Below are 21174 nucleotides of genomic sequence, written 5' to 3' on the forward strand. Positions count from 1 at the left end.
TTATTAATGAACGTAATCAAACTACTTTTCATATTAATCATTCTAAGTATAGGTAAGAGTTCATTGGGTCAGAACAATGCCAATTTTACCCAATTTTTTGTTAATCCCTACGCCCTCAACCCATCATTTGCTGGTGCTGATGGGCAAAAGGTTTTATCCTTGGCCTATCGAAAGCAATGGTTGGGATTTAACGAGTCTCCATCTGCAATAAACCTCAGCTATCATTCACCTGCAAAAGCAGGGCTAAACGTTGGTTTTTTGCTTAATAACGAAACCCGTGGTTTACTTAGCCATACCGGTTTTATGGGATCGGTTGCTTATGAGTTAGATTTTGGGGATCACCGTTATATCAGATTCGGCCTTTCAACCGGGGCTGCCATGAATAAAATCGATCTTAATAAACTGGATGATAACTTAATTACAGATCCGGCTCTGGCTAATGCCCTTGATAATAATTTCACATTGTTGGGTAACGCGGGTGTATCCTTCCATTTGAAGAATACTCACATTGGATTTGTGTTGCCAAGTTTATTTGCTCCCACCTACGTTAGCACTAAAAGCTTTACTGTTGAGGAGGTTAAACCCCTGCAAGCCTTGATTGTGCATGCCAGTAACCGCTTTTATTTTTCAAATTACAAACATGTATTTGAACCCTATTTAGTCTACAGAATAAACAGTGGATTGCCTGCACAATTGGAAGCTGCCGCTGTCGTCCACCTCAACCATACAATATGGTTTGGCACTTCATATAAACAGGATTTTGGTGTTTCTGCCTTAGGAGGTATTAAACTGAATAAATTACTGGCTTTGGGTGCATCTTTTTCTTTCAACAATATGGGAGCAAGCGACTTGAGTAGTCCCTCATTCGAGCTGCAAATGAGCTACTTACTCGGGCCTAAATTGAAAAATCTGGAAGTGTATTCTTTTGTTTCAACCACCAAACCCAAATTCATAAGGAAGACTACTTCACAGTTAGCCGCAGAGAAGCGGAAAAGGGAAGAATTAGCACGTAAAAACAAGGAGGAGGCACTGGCAAAAAAACAAGCGCAAGAGGCATTAGCGCAAAAACAAGCCGCTGAAAAAGAGGCCAGACGTAAGGAAGAACTTGCGAAGAAAGATGCGGAGGCCAAAGAAGCGCTTGCTAAAAAACAAACTGAAGAAGCACTGGCTTTAAAGGAAGCTGAAGAAAAAAGACAACAAGAACTAGCCAAGCAGGCCGCTGATGAGGCTAAAAGGCAAGAAGCCCTGACAGCTAATGTTGAACCAGTAAAGCAACCAGAGCCTGTAAATATAAAGCCGGAGCCCATAAAAATTGACTCTTTGCCTAAACAGCAAATTGGTGGTCCAAGACTGCGTCAAGAGGCTGTAGCCACTATTGTTACCCCGCCACCACATGAAGATGAGCATGGTGAAGCAGAACGTATTACACGCCTTGATTTACATGATGAAAACCCCACAGAACACCATGAGGAAGATCCGGCAACACAACCCCATGCCGAAAGACATGAATTTGTGCAAAAAGGTGGACATCAAGACGAACTGGATTATGGGGATTACATCGTTGTGGGCGTGTTTAAATCAGATGCTAATGCAAAGCATTTCTCAGAAGGATTGGCTAATTTGAAGTTTAGCGCTGATTATGGCCATTTAACGCTTAAAAACCTGTGGTATGTTTACCTTTTGAAGACAGAATCTATAGACATAGCAAGAGCAGAAAGGGACAGATACAGGAAGATGAAAATGTTTAGAGATGCCTGGTTGTTAACTGTACACGATTAGAAGATGAGGATTTTTTTTATTTACAATTTTATTGTCTTGGTTTTTGCAACGTCTGCCTATGCGCAAATTCCAGTTATTTCCAGCGTAGAGCCAGGGCAAGACTTTCCTGGTAATACTGTAATTATCACGGGAAGTGGTTTCGGTAATAATGCAGCGTCACTAAGGGTATTTTTCGATCATGTACAAGGCGCTATTGTCAGTGCCAGCGATGTTGCCATAGAAGTAACCGTTCCACCACAGGCGCGTTACGAAAACATTGAAGTAATCAATGTTACGACACGGCTTTCAGCCAAATCACGCCTAAAGTTTTTACCATCTTTTAATGGTGCTGCGTTCGATCCCTCAAAGTTTCAGTCGCAAATTATTTCAAGTAATACAGTGCCGGTGTTCGACATGTGCTCATGCGATTTAGATGGAGATGGTAAACCGGATTTAGCGGGAACAAAAAACGTGGCTGGTACAGACCTGATTATTTTACATAATAAAAGCACCATTGGAACGCCTGCTTTTGACCGTTATGATAAGACTAATTTACCCGCACTTGATATTAATCAGTCAACAGAAAACATTGCTTGCGGTGATCTGAATGGCGATGGTAAACCAGATCTGATTGCATCAAGAGGAGGTGCCTCTGCCAATAGTTTTTATATTTTTAGAAATACAAGTGCAGCTACTCCTGCTTTTGCAGCACCAATAGAAGTTTTTTTAAATGCCGGACAAACCTTAAGACAAATAGAAATACGCGATTTGAATGGTGACGGCAAACCAGAATTGATTATTGCAAATTCAGCTAACTCAGGGTTTCTATATGTAATAGAAAACCAAAGTAGTGGTGGAAATATAGTTTTTAATACGGCAAACCCAATACAAGTGCCTGTTGTGGGCGCGCCAAATACATTAGCACTTGAAGTTCAGGATTTCGACAACGATGGAAGACCAGATATTATAGCCAGTCAAAACCAGGGATCGAACTTATTTTTCATTAAAAATTTAAGTGGAACTTCACTCTCTTTTGCCCCGGCTACAACCGTTCACTTACTGGGTACTTTCAATGATATTAGTTCTGGTGATTTTAATAAAGATGGTAAGCTGGATATTGCCGTAACCAGTGTTTTTGGAACGCAATCATTTGTGTTGCTTAATAAATCTGAAGCGGGCTCAACACCCTTTCCTTCAACAGTTTCAGTTCCAGCTGAATCTATTACCTTAATTACAGCCGGTGGACCTTTTGGCGTTGAAATTGAAGATCTAAACGGTGACGGCTTCCCTGATGTGATCATTAACAACCGGGGTAATACTAACATCAGTATCTTCCTGCATAATAAAAATTTGACAACGCCTGGCTTTACAACAGCACCCATCAATGCTGGTAAAAATGGTTGGTTTAGCAGGGTCGGTGATTTTGATGGTGATGCAAAACCAGATATTGTTTTTACTCAGGCAGTTACTACCGGCCCTAACACTATTACGATTTTAAGAAATTCAAATTGTCATCAACCATTTATTACGAATGTGGCGCCTATAAAAATTTGCCCTGGCCAAACCGTAACACTTGAAGCCATTAAACTACCCGGTATTACTTATGAGTGGAAAAAAGATGGTGTTAATTTCAAAGGTCCGGGAGCAGATGCTTTCGCTGATGTTACGCTTGCCGGTAGCTATACCGTTGAAGCTATAGGTGAAGCTGCGGCCTGTGCACTTACTTCAGTTGCCTTTGTTGTTGAATCGGGCTCTGGTTCTATTCCAACCGATGCTTCAATAAATCCCATTACCTCTGCGTGTCCGGGTGCCGACTTAACCATTACCGCAGTATCTCAAATAGGTGCTTCGTATTTGTGGACTGGACCAAATGGCTTCACTTCAGAAACAGCAGTGCCACAGCTTGTCATACCTGATGTGGACGCAAGTAATGCAGGTATTTATACATTAAAATTAAAGATTGGTGATTGTATAGGTGAAGAAGACACAGAACAGGCAGCCATTGTAGATGTAGGCAATGTAAATATTGGAAGCAATGTAACAGGCCAGGTTTGCGAAGGAAGTCCGGTAACGCTAAATGTAAATGCTTTAGCAGGCAGAACTTACCAATGGATAAAAGATGGAGCAGATATTGGCGGGCAAACATCAACGACCTTAGATGTAACACAGGCAGGCGTCTATAAACTAAGAGTAACTTTTAGTGGATGCACAGAAGAGACTGATGATTTTCCGGTATCTTTCTTTACACAACCTGTAGCGGATTTTACTGCTCCAGTATCGATATGCATTAATGAGGTAATAAATTTTATCAATAACTCAACAGTTGATAATACAGCCACCGTGGAGTTTGCCTGGGATTTCGGAGATGGTAATACAAGTACAGAACAATCACCTACACATACCTATACTAGCGTGCCGACACAAAACCCTTCACTGAGCATATCCTATGCAGGCGTTGCATCCTGTACCAGTACCATTGATAAAATAATCGCTGTCAATGCACCAATACAACCGGAAATCACATCAGATGTTGCTGAGATTTGTCCAGGCGATGAAGCGGTTTTACGAGTTAATGATGGCTTCAGTAGTATTACGTGGAGCAACGGTGAAATAACGCAAGAGATAACCATAACTGAACCGGCTTTACTTTTTGTAACCACCATAGATGCTAATGGTTGTGAAGGAAGTGGCAGTTTGGAGATTACACAAGTAGCTGATTGCAGCGAGCCTGAAATTATTATTCCTAATATGTTCTCGCCTAATGGTGATAATCAAAACGACAATTGGATTGTTGCGGGAATTGAGGGCATATCTGATTGCGAGATGAAAGTCTTTGATGAAAGAGGTATGCGTGTTTATGAAAAGAAAGGCTTCGAACCTACTGGTTGGGACGGAACCTTTAATGGAAAAATAGTTCCTTCTGGAACATATTATTATGTATTTACCTGTCCTGGGCGAAAGGCCATGACAGGATCGGTTCTAATAGTGAAGTAAAGTCTTAAAAAATGACGATGATTAACAGAAGAAGTAGCGAACAAAAAGACCAACAATCCTCTCTTAAGTTAATATTTACATTTTTACTCTTTTTCACACTCAATTTTGCCCAAGCTCAGGTTGCAGAGGTACTCTGTAACAATGGTAAGGACGATGATGGCGATGGTATAGCTGATTGCGCTGATGGAGACTGTCAGTTTGTAGCTACTATTGAAAGAGGTTGTAATTGCTATGACGGCATCGACAACGATGGCGATGGCAAAATTGACCAAGCCGATCCGGAATGTGCTACTTATTATGGATTAACATTCGTAGGTGATGGTTCCAGTTGTGCCATTGTTCCCCCTGGGGCAAACACACCTTTTGTTGGTTTAGGTCTTCCAGTTACTTCTCAACAAAATACTGCTGATACACAATCTAAAGTAGCTGTGGGTGATGTGGATGGCGATGGTATACCCGATGCCATTATTACCTCCAAGTGGAATTCTGAAGTGCGTGTAGTGGCAACTACTAACGGGCAAGCTGACGGAACTGCTGCCGGTTTTGTTAAAGCTGATTACAACCTCAGTGGTAAGAAAAACGATTTTAAAGATATAGGATGTGGCACAGCTGATCGCTTATTATTTGAACATGAAGTACTCATCGCTGATATAGACAAAGATGGCATAGGTGAGATATTTACTGTAGTCAGCAACAGGGCTGGTAATCCCGAATCACCACCAACTTGTTTTTTCCTATATGGATTTAAGTATGCGCCTGATAATCTAGTACCAATAGCTGGATACCCTGTATTTGCGGGAACAAACCGCCCAGGTATTTTTGGTATTGCCGATATGGATGGCGATGGAAAAGCTGAGGTTTATTTCAGAGATAGAATTTTTGCAGCAGAAAATGGCAAGCTCCTCGCGAGTGCAGGTGGCAAGCTGATGTCAAACACTGCCGATTGGGATGTGAATGTACCTTCAGCACCTGTTGCTGTAGACATTAAAAGTGCAGGGGCAGATGGTGGTGTTATGGAATTAGTAACAGGTCCACGCATTTACAAAATACCAAATTTAACTAATAGAACTCCTGCAGCTCCAGCATCGCTGACCTTATGGCGTGATATGAATACCATCGCTTTCGATGCGAATGGTGATGGTGCCAATGACCAGTATTTTGTTAAGTTGATGAACGACCCTGCAGAATATGGTATTGATACACATAGCGGTGCCAGTGTTGCAGACATTGACAAGGATGGTTTTGTAGATGTAGTGATGACAGGTGCACTCAATTCATCTGTCGGTAGAACAACAGTATTCTACTGGAATGTGCAAAAGAATACAATTTCAACTACCATGACGCCCAACAGCACAGAGTTGGGCATATTACCTGCAGATACTGATAATTTTAATAACTATGCCAACGGTTGGATATGGGGAGCAGGTCGTGTAAACATTGGTGATGCTAATGGTGATGGTAAATTGGATTTGACTTTTATAGCCGGTTCACAACTCTATTGCGTTACTACTGATGGAGCAGGCACGGGTTTGCAAACCTTATGGACGCAAAATCAGAAAGCTGTAACCGGTTCAATACCCCTCGGCTATAGAACCATTAATGACTCGCGCTCAGGCGTTTTGACAGTAACCATTTACGATTTTGATAATGATGGTAGCCCTGAAATGGTTTACCGCGACTCGCAGGAATTAGCAGTAGTGGATGGTCCCACAGGTACTACCAAATTATGGTCAGCTATTTGTCAGTCGCACACGTATACAGAAGGTCCTGTTATTGCCGATGTTAATGGCGATGGCGCAACTGATATTTGCGTAACCTGTTTTACTTCTAATGCATTTAATATTAATGCAGGCATTCAACAACAGGCACTAGGACAAGTACGACTATTTTTCTCTAATGGAAATGCCTGGATTCCGACAAGAAAAGTTTGGAATCAACCCGGTTATCAGGTGGTGAATGTTAATGATGACCTTACTTTACCTTTTCCACAACTTGACCCTGCTTTAGTATTTGGTACGGGCACATGTCCTAATGGTGTGCCCGGTCCGCAAACACCTTTTAACGTTTTCTTAAATCAGGTTCCCTTCTTAAGCTCAGATGGTTGTCCTGTTTTCCCATTACCTGACTTGGGTTTCTTTGGTGATACACCAGACCCAAATTGTACAGCTGATCCATCATTACCCGGTTGCGATACCGATGGCGATGGTGTTTATACACCTGCGGTAGAAGTTATACCCCCAATTTGCGGTGACCTAAACATCAGAGTCAGGTTTAACATTGAGAACAGTGGTTATTTACCCATCACAGCAAACGTGCCGGTAAGCTTTTTCTCTAAAGATCCGCAAGATCCAACTACTACAGTTGCAGATCGTTTGTTGCAATCATCCCTACCCATTAACAATTTATTGGTAGGGGCAACGTACACATCGAATGAATTAATCATCCCAGGGCCTGGTATTGTATTTACACTCTACATCGTATTGAATGATAATGGTTCTGTACTGCCCATCACTTTTGGTTCAGTTACCAACGACTGTACGATTAGTAACAACATTTATTCTGTAGTAGTAACACCAGATCCCTTCGGAGCAAATGCTGAGATTATCAGGCAGAATGAAAAATGTGTCGCAGCCGATCCCAATGTGGGCGAGCTAAAGGGGCACATCTATAAAGGAGATACTATTGCTGTCAATGAAATATTTGATTACAGTGATTATACTTTTCAATGGTATTATGGATCAGACACTTCCAATCCGGTACCTGATAATTTAGGTGGTAAAAACCTTACATTAAGTGGTCTTGATGCTGGTAGCTATACTTTTGTGGCCACCAATGTTTCTAAAGGTTGCGTTACAATTCCCTTCACCAGAGCAATAAATAATGTTATTGTGCTGCCAGAGGTAACTGTGTTAAACATCGTACCACAAACAACCTGTGCACCACCCAATGGCTCGGTGGAAGTAGGGGTAGTGGGAGGAAATACTGGCTTTACCTTCGAGTGGTTTAGCAACGCATCTCCTATAGGTATTACAACACCGGAAGCAACTAACCTCGCCACGGGTAATTATCAGGTGGCGGTATCCCGCAATGGATGCTTTAGTATTACAAGTGCTTTCGTTGGTGATGAAGCGTTGGAGCCAGATGCTGATGCTACAACAACACCCGTTGTGGACTGTGCTACGCCATTAAGTGGAACACTTTCAGCCACAGCATTATCAAATGGTGTTGTTCAAAATCCTGCTGACTTTACTTTCAATTGGTATTTCCATAATATCGGTGATGGTAGCCGTGGTAGTTTATTGCCACCTGCTAACGGCACAGGCCCCAATAGAACGGGACTGGCCGCAGGTTTTTATGAAGTGGAGGTAGTCAACACGGCAACACAATGTAAATCAGCTCCTCTTGTAAGAGAGATAACGACAACCACCGTTTTACCAACGGTAACATTTACAGAATTGGCACCACAAACTTCCTGCGATCCCTTATCACCTAACGGAAGAGTGCTGGCGATTGGTGCAAGCAGCACATCCAATAATCAGGCAGACTTTACTTTTGAATGGTTTCTCGGACAAAATACATTGCCTGCAAATGCGCATAATAGCGTTTCAAATTTAAATGGTGGCACTGGAAATGTAGCAGAAGGTTTATTGGCAGGTGGACAAACGTATACAGTTCGGGTAACAACACCACTTAACTGTTCTGTAACAGGTGAGATTACTGTTTCGCAAGATATTAATGTGCCTGTAGTAACATTAACACCAACACCAAATGGTATTTGTGATCCTGTTTTGGCAGGCACATCATTTGGGGGTACCATGACAGCAGCTGTTACTTTTGATGGCGTGGCTGTAACTGATTTCACCAATTATAGTTTCTCCTGGTATGATGGATCTGTAGTAACCGCTACACCACGTGCAGAAACATCTTCTTCACTAACAGGCCTTGCTGATGCCTACTACACTTTAGTAGTAGAACGAACTGATCTAGGTTGTGTTTCACTGCCAGTAACGGAACTAGTAGATGATATAAAAATTTTACCTAATCTAACACCTTCAACAACACCTTCAACAAATTGTGCACCTGGTACACCCAATGGTGCTGCTACAGTTGCCATTAATAATGCCGGTGCATCTACGTATTCATTCCAGTGGTTTGCTGGTGATGATGTGGGTGACCCTGTAGTACCAAATGCTAATGGCGGAAATGCTATTGCACTTTCAGCAGTGACGGGTGGATTAAATTATACCGTGCGTGTTACTAACAATAATACAGGCTGTCGTAGTACATCCACGACAATCATACCTGACAACCAGCAGTTGCCAATATTGGTATTAAATGCAACACCAAACTCTATTTGCGATCCAACGCTTGGTTTTAATGGAACAGCATTTCAACAAACATTAACAGATGTTAATGCATTGGCTGGCGATACATATACCTTTGCCTGGAGTCGAGGTCAGGACATGACTAATCCTATTGCTGGCGCAACTTCTTCGCAAAACGGTCTTGAAGATGATTTCTACAGTGCTACAATTACTAACAATCGTCTTGGTTGTACCTCATCATTTGCAACTACCGAAGTACTGAATCAGCAAATTCTTCCCGTTATTACAATAACACCTACACCTTCAACCAACTGCGTAGGCGGAACACCTAATGGTGCTGCTTCCGCTACAGTGGATGTAAGTGGTGTACCAACAACAGTCGGTTTTAGTTTCAGCTGGTTTCAGGGTTCAACCATTACTGACCCCGTAGTGCCAGTAGCTAACGGTGGTTTAACAGCTAACGCAATTAACCTACAAGGTGCTAACAACTTTTTGGTGCAGGTAAGAAATAATGCCAGTGGTTGTACAAGCACTCAAGTTCAAACAGTAGCCGACAATAGTGCTGTACCAGTATTGAGTTTGCAAGATTTTGATAACTCCGTGTGCGATCCTGTTAAAGGCTTCAACGGTAGTTTGCAGGCAACAGTAACCGCAGATGTCAATGCTGTTCCCAGCGATGCCTATGTATTTACCTGGTCGAATGGTAATGACATGTCTTCCGTTATTGCCGGAGAAGTTACTTCATTGTTAGATGAACTTAATGGTGACTTATTCTACACCACAACAGTAACCAACACCAGACTTAATTGTACTTCAAATCCATTTACACTTGAAGTGGATAATAATTTAATACTGCCAATTATAGCAAGCACCCCAACGCCTTCAACGAATTGTGCGGGTGGTGCGGCCAATGGTGAAATAAATGTATCGGTAACTAATGCAGGCACTGATACTTTTATATTTCAATGGTATACAGGTAATACTGATACACCAGGTAATGAAGTAGCTACTGTACCTAATCAGGGTAATACTGCTTCGGTGATTCAACTTCAAGGTGGTTTAAATTATACCATAAGTGCTTATAATGATAATACAGGTTGTGAAACAACTTTTACACAAGCATTGGCTGATATCAGCGAAGTGCCTGTGTTGAGTTTGCAAGACACAGATAATTCAGTTTGTGATCCCGCCAAAGGTTTCAACGGAAGTTTGCAAGGCACTGTAACTGCTGATGCCAATGTTTTACCAGCTGATGTATATGTTTTTGCCTGGTCTAATGGCAATGATATGAATTCCATAATTGCCGGTGAAGCAACTGCGCTTTTGGATGAGTTGGATGGTGACTTATTTTACACCGCTACAGTAACAAATGTTCGTCTCAACTGTACTTCAAATCCTATAACGCGTGAAGTGCATAATAATTTAGTCTTACCTGACTTAGCAGGTGTTACAAATGGATCTACCAACTGTTTGGGAGGTACACCGAATGGCTCTATAGATGTTACTGTACAAAACAACCCAACTAATCAGCCTATGATTTTTAGTTGGTATAGCGATGCAGCAGCAACACTCCCATTGCCTGCACCTAATCTCGGTAACATTACTACTGCTACCGAACTACAGGGTGGAACCAATGTCTTCTTTACCGCGAAAGTCATCAATGATGTTACAGGTTGCGAAAGTACCTTAACCATGCCTGTTGCCGACATTAGCGTAATACCTAGCCTGACATTAACTGTTGATAACAATGAAAAATGTGTGGCACCATTTGACGGTTCCATTTCAATCGCCAGCTTAACAGATGTTAATTCTCCTGCAGCCGACACCTATACTATACGTTGGTATAACGGGTCAATATTAACTCCAGCTATCGGTGCTGAAGATGAGTTGATTTCTAATGTTGCAGAAGCGGATGCGACAACAGCACTAACTGCATACGATTTATTAGACAATGCATTCTACTCAGTAACCATTACCAACGACAGACTTAACTGTACTTCAACTTCAGAGATCCGTGAAGTATTAGATGCGTTGACATTTCCCCTAATCACAACGGCTGTAACCCCATCTACTAATTGTGTAGGTGGTGTAGCTAATGGTACTGCTACAGTTACTGCACCTGCTTTAGTGGGACACGACTTTAATTGGTATACCGGTGCGACAGCAGCAGGAGCAACCATTAACACAGGTTTGGACGATATTGATATTGCAGGATTGCAAGGTTCAGCTACGGCTAACTTTACAGTAGAAGTAATCATTGAAGCTACAGGTTGTTCTAGTGTCGCCACAGTGTTAGTTGCTGATGACAGCGAATTGCCAATAGTAGATCCTTTAAGCTCAACCAATAATATAAACTGTACTGCACCTTTTAGTGGAACAGCTACTTTAAATGGCATTACTTATAGAGGTGCAGTTGTAACTTTTCCTGATGCAGCTTTTACTTTTGACTTTAATGGTACATCCACTAATCAGTTAACAGCATTGGGACTTGGTAACTATGCTTTCACCATTACCAATATTGCAGATAATTGTACCTCTGATCCTGTAAGTGTACCAGTGTTGGATAACATCACTTTACCGGTTTTGCAAGTAAACGAAGTAGCACAAACATCTTGTGATGTAGCTGACCCTAACGGAGCGCTAACTGCTACAATTGCCGTAGTGGGTACAGCAGGCCATACTTTCGAGTGGTTTAATGGTGATGGTGCCGGAGTTACCGGAACTGGATTTAGCACAAGTAATGCATTGACAGCTTTGGCTTCGGCAGATTATACAGTTCGTGTAGTTAACACAACTACACGTTGTGAGTCTATACAGTCCCGTTTTTTACCAGAGAATATAGTTAATCCTGCCATAAGCTTTGCGGGTATTCAAGATGTACAAAACTGCGGTACGCCAGATGGTCAGGCTACACCAGTATTAACTGGAATATCTGCATTGCCAACAAATGACTTTACCATTTTTTATGTTAGAACATTCTCTACACCAACAGATCCGAATGTAGCCCCAACAGATCCAACTGTTATTAAAGCATCTCCAGATAATTACTCAAGCACAGCAGTACTTGGTGTTGGCAACCCACCTGACGTTATTGGCTTATCTCCGGGATTTTTAACAGCAATTGTGGTTGACAATAATACCACCTGCGAATCGAGTCCAACAACTATACAAATTGAAGATGTTACTCTCTTAAACCAAATTAACCTGGGAACTGCGGTTGCCGCAGGTTTTTGTGGTGGTTTTGGCGGAAGTATTGATGCAACAGTATCAGGTGGTACTGGTGCTGGAACCTATACATTTCAATGGTATCAAGGAAGTCCTATTAATAACAATATTAACTTCTTTAACAATCCTCCCGATATGGGGGCATCGGTGTTGATAACAAACGATGAAGACTTAGGAGTAACTGCACCAGTCGGTGGTGTAGGCTCAGGGACATATACTTTAATAGTTACAGATGCCGCAGGCTGTGGTGCGTTTCAAATAGGGAATGTTCCTTTCGCTTCAGCACCTACAATCAATATTGTTACTACTGATCCAACACGTTGTAATGCACCTTTTGATGGAGAGATTGAAGTTACAGTTACTGCACCTGGAGTAGGTGTTGGTCCTTACTCTATTTCATTTTACCGGGGGAATTCTTCTACTGATCCAGCTATACAAGGTGAAATTTGTGATGATGGAATTGATAATGATGGTGATGGTTTAACTGATGAAGATTGTGATGCGGTATTGGTTAGTCCTAAGAATATAACTCTGGCAGGACTTGAAGCCGGTGAGTATCTCATTAGAGTAATAGACTATACATTTGCAAATAGAACTTGTCCCTTAGATCAAGGGATAATACTAACCCAAGAAGGTTTCGCACCAATCGTTTCTATTGATGATATTAATCCTAACACAGCTTGTGATGATACCAATTTTGCTGACGGATCTGTTGAGATTACTGTAAGCAAGGATGCGGACGACTTACGTGATGCTGCCGTAACACCAATTGTGTTTGAGGTTAGTCAGGTAAATCCTGCTCCGGTAACACCTCCGGCTTTTCCTGCAGTTTTGAGTAATGGCCTTTCAACTGTTACTACAACATTGAATTATGGTTTTGCACCGCAAGCTTATACCTTAAGAATTACAGAAACCGCTAGTGGGTGCTTTACAGATCAGGTGGTAAATATCCCGGATCAACCTGTTGTACCGCAAATCATTGATGTAACCACAAATCCTGAGACATTCTGTTTGCCGCTATCAAATGGAAATGCAACTGTTAATAGTGTAACACCAATTGCTATTGCAGATTATCAATACACCTGGTATTCCGATGCAACTTTAAGCGTGGGAAGTCAACTTTATCAAGATAATGGTGCTGTTGGTGCTGTGTTTGATGCAACAAAAACAGGCTATGCTGTTGGTACAAATGGTTTAGGTTATGGAAATCAAACGGTTTATGTTCGAGGTGAACGTTTACCAGGCACAGGTGCAGGCGTGGGTTGCCCTACACCTGCTGTAAGTCGCGTAATCCTTGACGAACACATTGCACCCGTTACAGTACTAACACCTTTACCCACTACTTCATGCGATCCAGCTGTAGGAGAGGGTAGTATTTCGGTTACGGCATCAACAGCTTCTGTTAATGCTGCTGTAAACTCTGCACTTTATACTTATGACATTGCACCTGATCCGAATGCAGCAGGACCGGACAATAATAATAATGGTGCAGTTCCTTTCTTGTTTACCTCGTTAACACAAAATGCTGGTGTTGCGTACACTGTCACTACCACAAATGAGGTAAGCGGCTGTTTGGTAAATAACAACGTTACTATACTGTCAAATCCTTACACACTTGCCATAACAGATTTCACCAGCAATAATCAACTCATTTGTAATCCAGATGGTGACATTGATGTTACTGAGATTGTAATTAACAGGCCTGTTGCATCAGGGGGTGCTATTACATTTACAACAGCAGGTGATCTTAATGACAGTTTTGACTTCAGATGGCATCGTGCAGATGCAGCTACACCTAATGTTTTCAATCCTGCCATTCGCCTGCAAGATCCATTTTTTGCTAATATTGAGGATAAACTATTAACGGGTAGTTCAATACCTACAGCTGGCGAGTATAATACGATAGGAGCTGGTGCATACTATGTAATTGCAGAACGTATTAATGGCGGTGTTGCACCGGTAGTTGGCTTTGGTTGCGAAACGCCACCATTGCGTGTAGATATACTTGATCAACATGTTAATCCTATTGTCAATTTAATTCCGTTCAGCAACACTGCATGCGTTGGTGGCTTTGAAGGTGAACTTGACGTAGAAGTAACTGATGCTTCTGTTGTAGCAGGTCCATTTACATTTAACTATACTTGGACAGCCGTAACAAGTTCTACAACCCCTGGACCGCTGACTAACCCTTATGCTATTTTACCGGGTGTAGATGCAAACTTTACCGGACTTGAAGAAGGTAGCTACTCCATCGAAGTGAGCAACATACAAACCGGATGCGAAGCAGTTGACAATGCTATTATTGTAAAGAACACAACGCCTATCTTTGTTACAGACTTTACGGTAACACCTAAGTTTTATTGTGAGCCAAGTGGTAACGCGGAAATAACTGAAGTTACTTTCGAAGACAGAGACGGTGTTGAAAATGCAGCGCCACTTGTTGACTTCACTTATGCATGGTCATTTGGCGGAGGTGGTATTCCACCTGTTGGCGTTCGAGTTGACTCTACCAACCATCCAACTATTAGTGCAGGGTTTTATTCTGTAATTGCTACAAGAACTGCCAATAGTCCTGGTCTTGGTTGTGCTTCTGCGCCAATTATAATAGAAATTAAAGATGAAACAGAGAATCCAATTATTACGCTAACTCCATTTAGCAACACAGCATGTATTGGTGGCTTTGAAGGTCAGCTTGAAGTTGACATAACTGATGCATCTGTGGCTAAAGATGCTGGCGATCCTGATGCTGGCATACCTTTCAATTATAATTACACTTGGGCAGCAGGCACGCCCGTTCCAGCCGGAGCCTTACCACCTAATGATTTAAATCAAACAGGACTTACTGATTTATACCAAGATTTAGGAGACGGTCAGTATAGTTTAAGTGTAATAAATAATATAACAGGTTGTACAGCTACAGCGCTTACTACCATTGTTAAAAACGCCACACCAATTTTTGTTACCACCACAGCAGCTGTTCCACAATTCTATTGCGATCCAAGCGGTAGTGCTGCAGTTACTGGTATTACTTTTGAAGATAGGGATGGTAATATTCTACCTGCTCCGATTGCAGACTTTGATTTTGCATGGACACAAGCTGGTGCAGGAGTAGGAGGCACAATTGCCACACTAGACTCCACCAACTATGCCACTATTGGTTCAGGTATGTATTCTGTTATTGCTACACGCAACCTTACGTCAGGTCCTGGGCGTGGTTGTTCTTCCGCACCTATTTTAATTGAAATCAGAGATGAAACAGAAAATCCTATTATCACTTTAACACCTTTCAGTAATACATCTTGTACTACTGCCTTTGAAGGAGAAATTGAAATTGATATTGTTGATGCATCTGTGCCGAAAGCTACTGGTGATCCTGATTTTGGTGTTGCATTTAACTACAACTACACATGGTCTGGTGGAACACCAACACCTGCTGGTCTCTTGCCTCCAAATGATGTTGCACAAAGCGGACTTAATAACCTCTATCAAAATTTAAGTGAAGGTCAATATGTTCTAGCTGCGGTGAACCAGATTACAAGTTGTCAGGCAGTAGGTATCACACAAATTATCCGTAACACCACACCTGTATTTGTACAAGACGTAAACATGATACCACAGATGTATTGTCCACCGATAGGCAGTGGTAATTTAAATGTGGTTGCAGTTACCTTTAATGATCGCGATGGCGTTACTCAAAACGGACCGCTTGGTGATTTTGAATACATCTGGTCAAGAAATACTATTGCTAACGTAGTGGCGACTACTAACCCTGCATTACCACAACCTGTAGGGTATGTGGGTACAGAATTAGACTCCACAATCTTGGCAGATATTGGTGCAGGGAGTTACTTTGTTGTGGCAAGGCGTACACTCGGTGTGCCTGGTGCAGGTTGTTCATCAGCACCTTTCCGTGTTGAAATTATTAAGAACACAGAAAACCCTTCAGTAACCTTTACCACGCTGGCTAACACTGCTTGTGATAATAATTTCGATGGTCGAATTACTGTATTGTCTTCTAACCAAGAAGCGCCTGGTGCAGGCGCTAATTATGATCTTAACTGGGTAAGTATTCCTGCACTGAACTCGCTTGCTAATGCAACGGATGTTGGCGTTTCATACATTACTCCATTAACAGATGTAATTGGTCCTGGTCAATTCAGAGTGCGAGTTACAAATAGAGAAACGCAATGCTTTACAGAAGCCACCGTGGCCATGGTAAGTAATCCTCAGCCTGTTGAAATAGTGAGCGTTAATAAAGAAGATCAGGATATCTGCTTTGCGGATGGTAGTATCACAGTATTAACCATGAATAATGGCGCTCCAGTTGATTATGCTTACAATTGGTTTAGAAATTCACCTACAACTGTACCTCTACAAGATGCTGGTAATACTACTATCGTTTCATCTGTGTTGGATGCAACAAACTTTACGCAGATGAGCGCAGGAACATTCTATGTGGTGGGTATAAAGAATGCTGGTGCTGCTTCAGGATCTGGTTGTGAAACCCCACCTTATGAAGTTGTGATTAACGATCTGAGTGTGGACCCTGACTTTGATTTTACATCTACACCGAATTCATCATGTATTGGTGGCACACCCAATGGTGAAATTATAGCCTTAGCTGCTGAACGCGATGGAAGCACAGCTAACTATACCTTCGCATGGGATTTCAACAGTGGTGCACTTAATCCTGCAACAATACAAACTGATTTAACACCGCAAAGTACGCTTAGTCTTGCGCCTGATGGTTTGTATAACCTGCAAGTAACCAATACTATTACTGGTTGTACTTTTGATAAGAATTTAACCCTTATCCTTGATCAGCAACTTAGCTTGCCAAACATTGTAGAAGTAATTCCAGTTAATCCACTTAACTGTTTCCCTACCGGAAGTGCAGCAGTAACACAAATTACCATTGGCGGTGTGCGCACAGTAAACAGTCAGCCGGAATTAGATGCAGACTTTGATTACATCTGGTATAAAAATGACTTCCCAGCCAATGAAATTGTAGGGCAGACGCTGGCAACCTTGCCTAACCAATTGCCTGATACTTATTTTGTTTTGGTGCGTGATCTTTTCACCAATTGCGAATCAGCCCCGGTAGAAGTAGTGATTGAGGATACAGACATTGTTTACCCTGAAGTAGCTATCAGACAAAGTCTGCCACAAATAAGCTGTGATGCAAGCTTTGGAACTGCAGAGTTAGTTGCAACCGTAGATAATGGACAAACGAGCACAAATGTTAATTACATATTTGAATGGTTCCAGTCATTGGATGGCACGCCACCGGTGTTCGCAGGCGCACCTGCCAGTTCAACCATTTCTGATTTGATGGCAGGTGATTATTCAGTTACCGTTTTAAATCAAGCTACCAATTGCGCTAGTACAGCCCTGTTTATTATTCCAAATGCAGCGCCTCAGTTCTTACCGCAATTAGCCTTGTCTACTTTTAACAGAACTAGATGCGACATTAACGATGGTTCATTATCAGCCAGTGGTATTCCATTTGCAATAGATCCAAATCAGCCTTTAAATAACTATCCTTTCCCTTACAGTTATCAAGCTGAAATAATTACACCAGCGCTCGGTCTTATGACTAATGATCCTAACTTCCCGGCCTTCACTTCTAACTTTGTGAGACAAGGTCTGGATATCGGTAACTATACTGTAAGTCTTACAGACTTGAATACTGGTTGTGTTACAACAGAATCAGTAGACCTTGAAGATGGCCGCGTATTGCCAACTGTTGCTATTCTTGAAGATAATCCTTTAATCAACTGCGACCCAGCCCGTGCTAACGGTCAATTATCTGCTACCGCAGATGGTGGATTAGTAGGTGGTTATAACTTTGAGTGGTTTGCAGGAACCGCTGCAAGTGGAGCAACACTGAGTAATTCTAATTTATTAATAGGCCAAACTGCTGGTAACTACACCGTATTAGTAACCAATTTAATTACTGCATGCCAGCAGGACGAAGTAGGAGAGATTACCGATGGTACAATTGATCCACCTGCACCCGATGCAACATTGGTACAAGGCAGAACAAGTTGTATAGTGCCTAATGGTATTGTAACAGTCGATGTAGACGGTCAAACACTGGGCTATATCTTCAACTGGTATGATGGCAACACAACATCACCTACTTCAGATTTTGTTGGTATTGATTACTTTGACAGAGAAATTGGTGACTACGTGGTAACCGCAACAGATATTATAACCGGTTGTATTTCATTACCTTCAGTAATTGCGGTACCTGATTTACGTGTATTACCACAAGTTGAACTGACCAGCACACCATCTTATTGCTTAACAGCAACAGGTAGTGTGAACCTGGAATTGTTAAACCCAGATGAGGTAATACTAACAGAAGTCATTTGGTTCGATCTTACCACCGGAGGACAAATTGGATTAGGTTCGGCAACTTATGAATTGTTTTCAGGGTTCTATCGCGCTGAATTTGTAAGTTTCGAAGGCTGCGAGGGTGAGGCTGAAGTTGAAGTAGGTACAGAAATCTTGTCTTATAACTTGGTATCTGCAAACTCGGATAACTCAAATGATTTCTGGAATATTGATTGTATCCAGAACTTCCCGAACAATAATGTAAAGATCTTTAACAGATCAGGAGTTAAAGTTTTTGAAGCTAATGGTTATAACAACAGTGATGTAATCTTCAGAGGCATTGGAGAAAACGGTTTATATACACTTGGTAATGACTTACCTGACGGAACATATTTTTACATAATCGATAAACGCGATGGCTCAAAACCAGTAACGGGTTATCTTGAATTGGTACACTAATGAAGAAGCTATTCATCTTATCGATTTTAAGCATAGCAACATTAACAGTGCGTGCGCAGCAAAGGCCTGTGCACTCACTTTATATGTTTGATCCGCTTTTGATTAACCCGGCATATGCTGGTACTCAGGTACAGTTAAGTGCTACTGCGATTTATAGAAATCAGTGGGTTAACTTTCCCGGTGCGCCTAAAACATTTACAGCCAGTGCTCACTCAGGTTTTCGTAAGGCAAGGGTAGGAGTTGGCTTTCTAGCATCTAACGATCAGATAGGCATACATAGAGAAAACACTTTCTACTTCATGTATTCTTACCGTATTCCTTTTTCAAAGTACAATAAGAACTCCTATGTGTCATTTGGTTTGCAAGGTGGTTTTAATAATCTGAAATCAGACTTTAGTATTTTAAATCCTAAAGACCAAAACGACCCTTTCGCCAGTCTTGTTGAAAGAAACATGACATGGAATTTTGGGTCTGGTATTTTTCTGAAACATAAATCATTTTATGCCGGCTTATCTGTTCCTTATATTTTAAATAATCAGGTAATTAATGCAGAGGTTTTTTCTAGCACTGCACAGCAGTACCGTTATTACTACTTAAATACAGGCTTTACTAAAAAAATTGCTCCAGATGTAAAACTAATGCCATCTGCCTTAGTAAGGATTCAAGAGAGTTCACCATTAAGTCTTGATTTAAATTTGATGACGGTGCTCTATGATGCTGTAGGCTTTGGTCTTTCCTATCGCCTGGGAGATTCTCTGGTAGGCTTGTTTGAAATCCAAATCAATGAAAATTTTCATGCGGGTTATGCCTATGATTTTACGATGTCCGATATCTCCAGATTCTCTAACGGCTCACATGAAATCATGATCAACTACCGCATTAAAATACCAAGTTTACACAGAGGCTTGGAGTGTCCTTCCTATTACTAGGCAACTGCGGATGTGTATAAGTTGGTTTTCTTCCATCCTTCAAGTCGAGGGTTCATCAAAGCAAACCATATTGGCGGGAACATGGCCAATAAAATCATAGTTGGATAGCCAAAAGGTAATTGAGGGCTCTCATCGTAATGATTCAACACCTGATACCTTTTATGTGCATAGGCATGGTGATCTGAATGTCGCTGTAACTGAAATAGAAAGAAATTACTAAGCATATGGCTCGCATTCCATGAATGCAAAGGATTAACCCTTTCATATTTACCTGGTGCTACCTCTCTTCTTACAATGCCATAATGTTCAATATAATTAACAAGCTCCAGTAAGGTAAAGGCAACAATACTCTGACTAAAGAAAAACACGATTACCTCATTTTGCCATAAACCTGTAATCAACCTAAGACTGATTAATAGAAAAGCACAAAAGACTAGAGGTAGAAGTGTAAAAACAATCATCTTGTTGTGTAGACTAATGACGCTATGCCCTTTACGCTTCAGGCTTTCTGTCTCTAAGGCCCAGGCGTGTGTGTACCCACCAAATACTGACCTGAACCAAAAAGCATAAAAGTTTTCGTTTTGTCTTGCAGTGGCAGGATCTTCCGGAGTGGCAACGGTTACATGGTGCCCGCGGTTGTGTTCAATGTAGAAATGCATATAACAAACCGACATTAGGAGAACCTTACTATAAAAGCGTTCCAATCCACTTTGTTTGTGGCCTAACTCATGGGCTACTGTTATGCCGATGCCTCCCGTTACAAGCCCGGTGCTAATAATAAAACCTATCCATTCGTAAAGATGCACAGGCGGTTGTGTGGCTATTGCATAAGCTGCCCAGCACAAAAAAATGATCTGTACATACACCCAGACATACGTTACAAATCGGTAATAGAACTCGGCACTTCGTTGCTGAACAAGCGCTGGCTTTACGTTTTCTTTATCAATACCGATGAGTTGATCGAATAATGGTAGCAAAACAAATACAAATAAGACAGGCATAAAATGAAACCATCCACCCTGATAAAAACTAAAGACCCAAATAGCAGGTAGTATAAAGGCAGTATAAAAACCTATCTTTTTAAGTGCTTGCATAAAGTGAATATACAAAATTGTAAAAAATGTTTTAACGAAATTTTCAATATG

General features: G+C 41.5%; 5 protein-coding genes. 4 read left to right on the forward strand and 1 reads right to left on the reverse strand.

Features of this window, described 5'->3' with window-relative positions; genetic code table 11:
* The first annotated feature begins 6 nt into the window (after positions 1 to 6).
* From SanaruYs_RS16375 to SanaruYs_RS16390, 4 genes are read left to right on the forward strand one after another with little or no spacing between them, the layout of a single operon-like run.
* On the forward strand, positions 7 to 1779 hold the full coding sequence (locus SanaruYs_RS16375; protein ID WP_127123676.1) for a PorP/SprF family type IX secretion system membrane protein: 1773 nt from the start codon (positions 7 to 9) through the stop codon (positions 1777 to 1779).
* A 3-nt stretch (positions 1780 to 1782) separates the two neighbouring features.
* Positions 1783 to 4752 (forward strand): FG-GAP-like repeat-containing protein, encoded by a 2970-nt coding sequence (locus SanaruYs_RS16380; protein ID WP_127123677.1) that lies wholly within the window; start codon positions 1783 to 1785, stop codon positions 4750 to 4752.
* Positions 4753 to 4763: 11 nt separating this feature from the next.
* Positions 4764 to 19100, forward strand: a complete 14337-nt coding sequence (locus SanaruYs_RS16385; RefSeq protein WP_127123678.1) for a T9SS type B sorting domain-containing protein — start codon at positions 4764 to 4766, stop codon at positions 19098 to 19100.
* Positions 19100 to 20029 (forward strand): PorP/SprF family type IX secretion system membrane protein, encoded by a 930-nt coding sequence (locus SanaruYs_RS16390; protein WP_127123679.1) that lies wholly within the window; start codon positions 19100 to 19102, stop codon positions 20027 to 20029. Before SanaruYs_RS16385 ends, SanaruYs_RS16390 begins: the two co-directional genes overlap by 1 nt.
* Here SanaruYs_RS16390 and SanaruYs_RS16395 read toward each other — a convergent pair.
* Complete coding sequence (locus SanaruYs_RS16395) at positions 20026 to 21123, reverse strand: alkane 1-monooxygenase (protein ID WP_127123680.1); 1098 nt, start codon at positions 21121 to 21123, stop codon at positions 20026 to 20028. The genes SanaruYs_RS16390 and SanaruYs_RS16395 overlap by 4 nt on opposite strands.
* Between the last annotated feature and the right edge of the window lie 51 nt (positions 21124 to 21174).

This window comes from Chryseotalea sanaruensis (assembly GCF_003990915.1).
GTDB lineage: Bacteria > Bacteroidota > Bacteroidia > Cytophagales > Cyclobacteriaceae > Chryseotalea > Chryseotalea sanaruensis.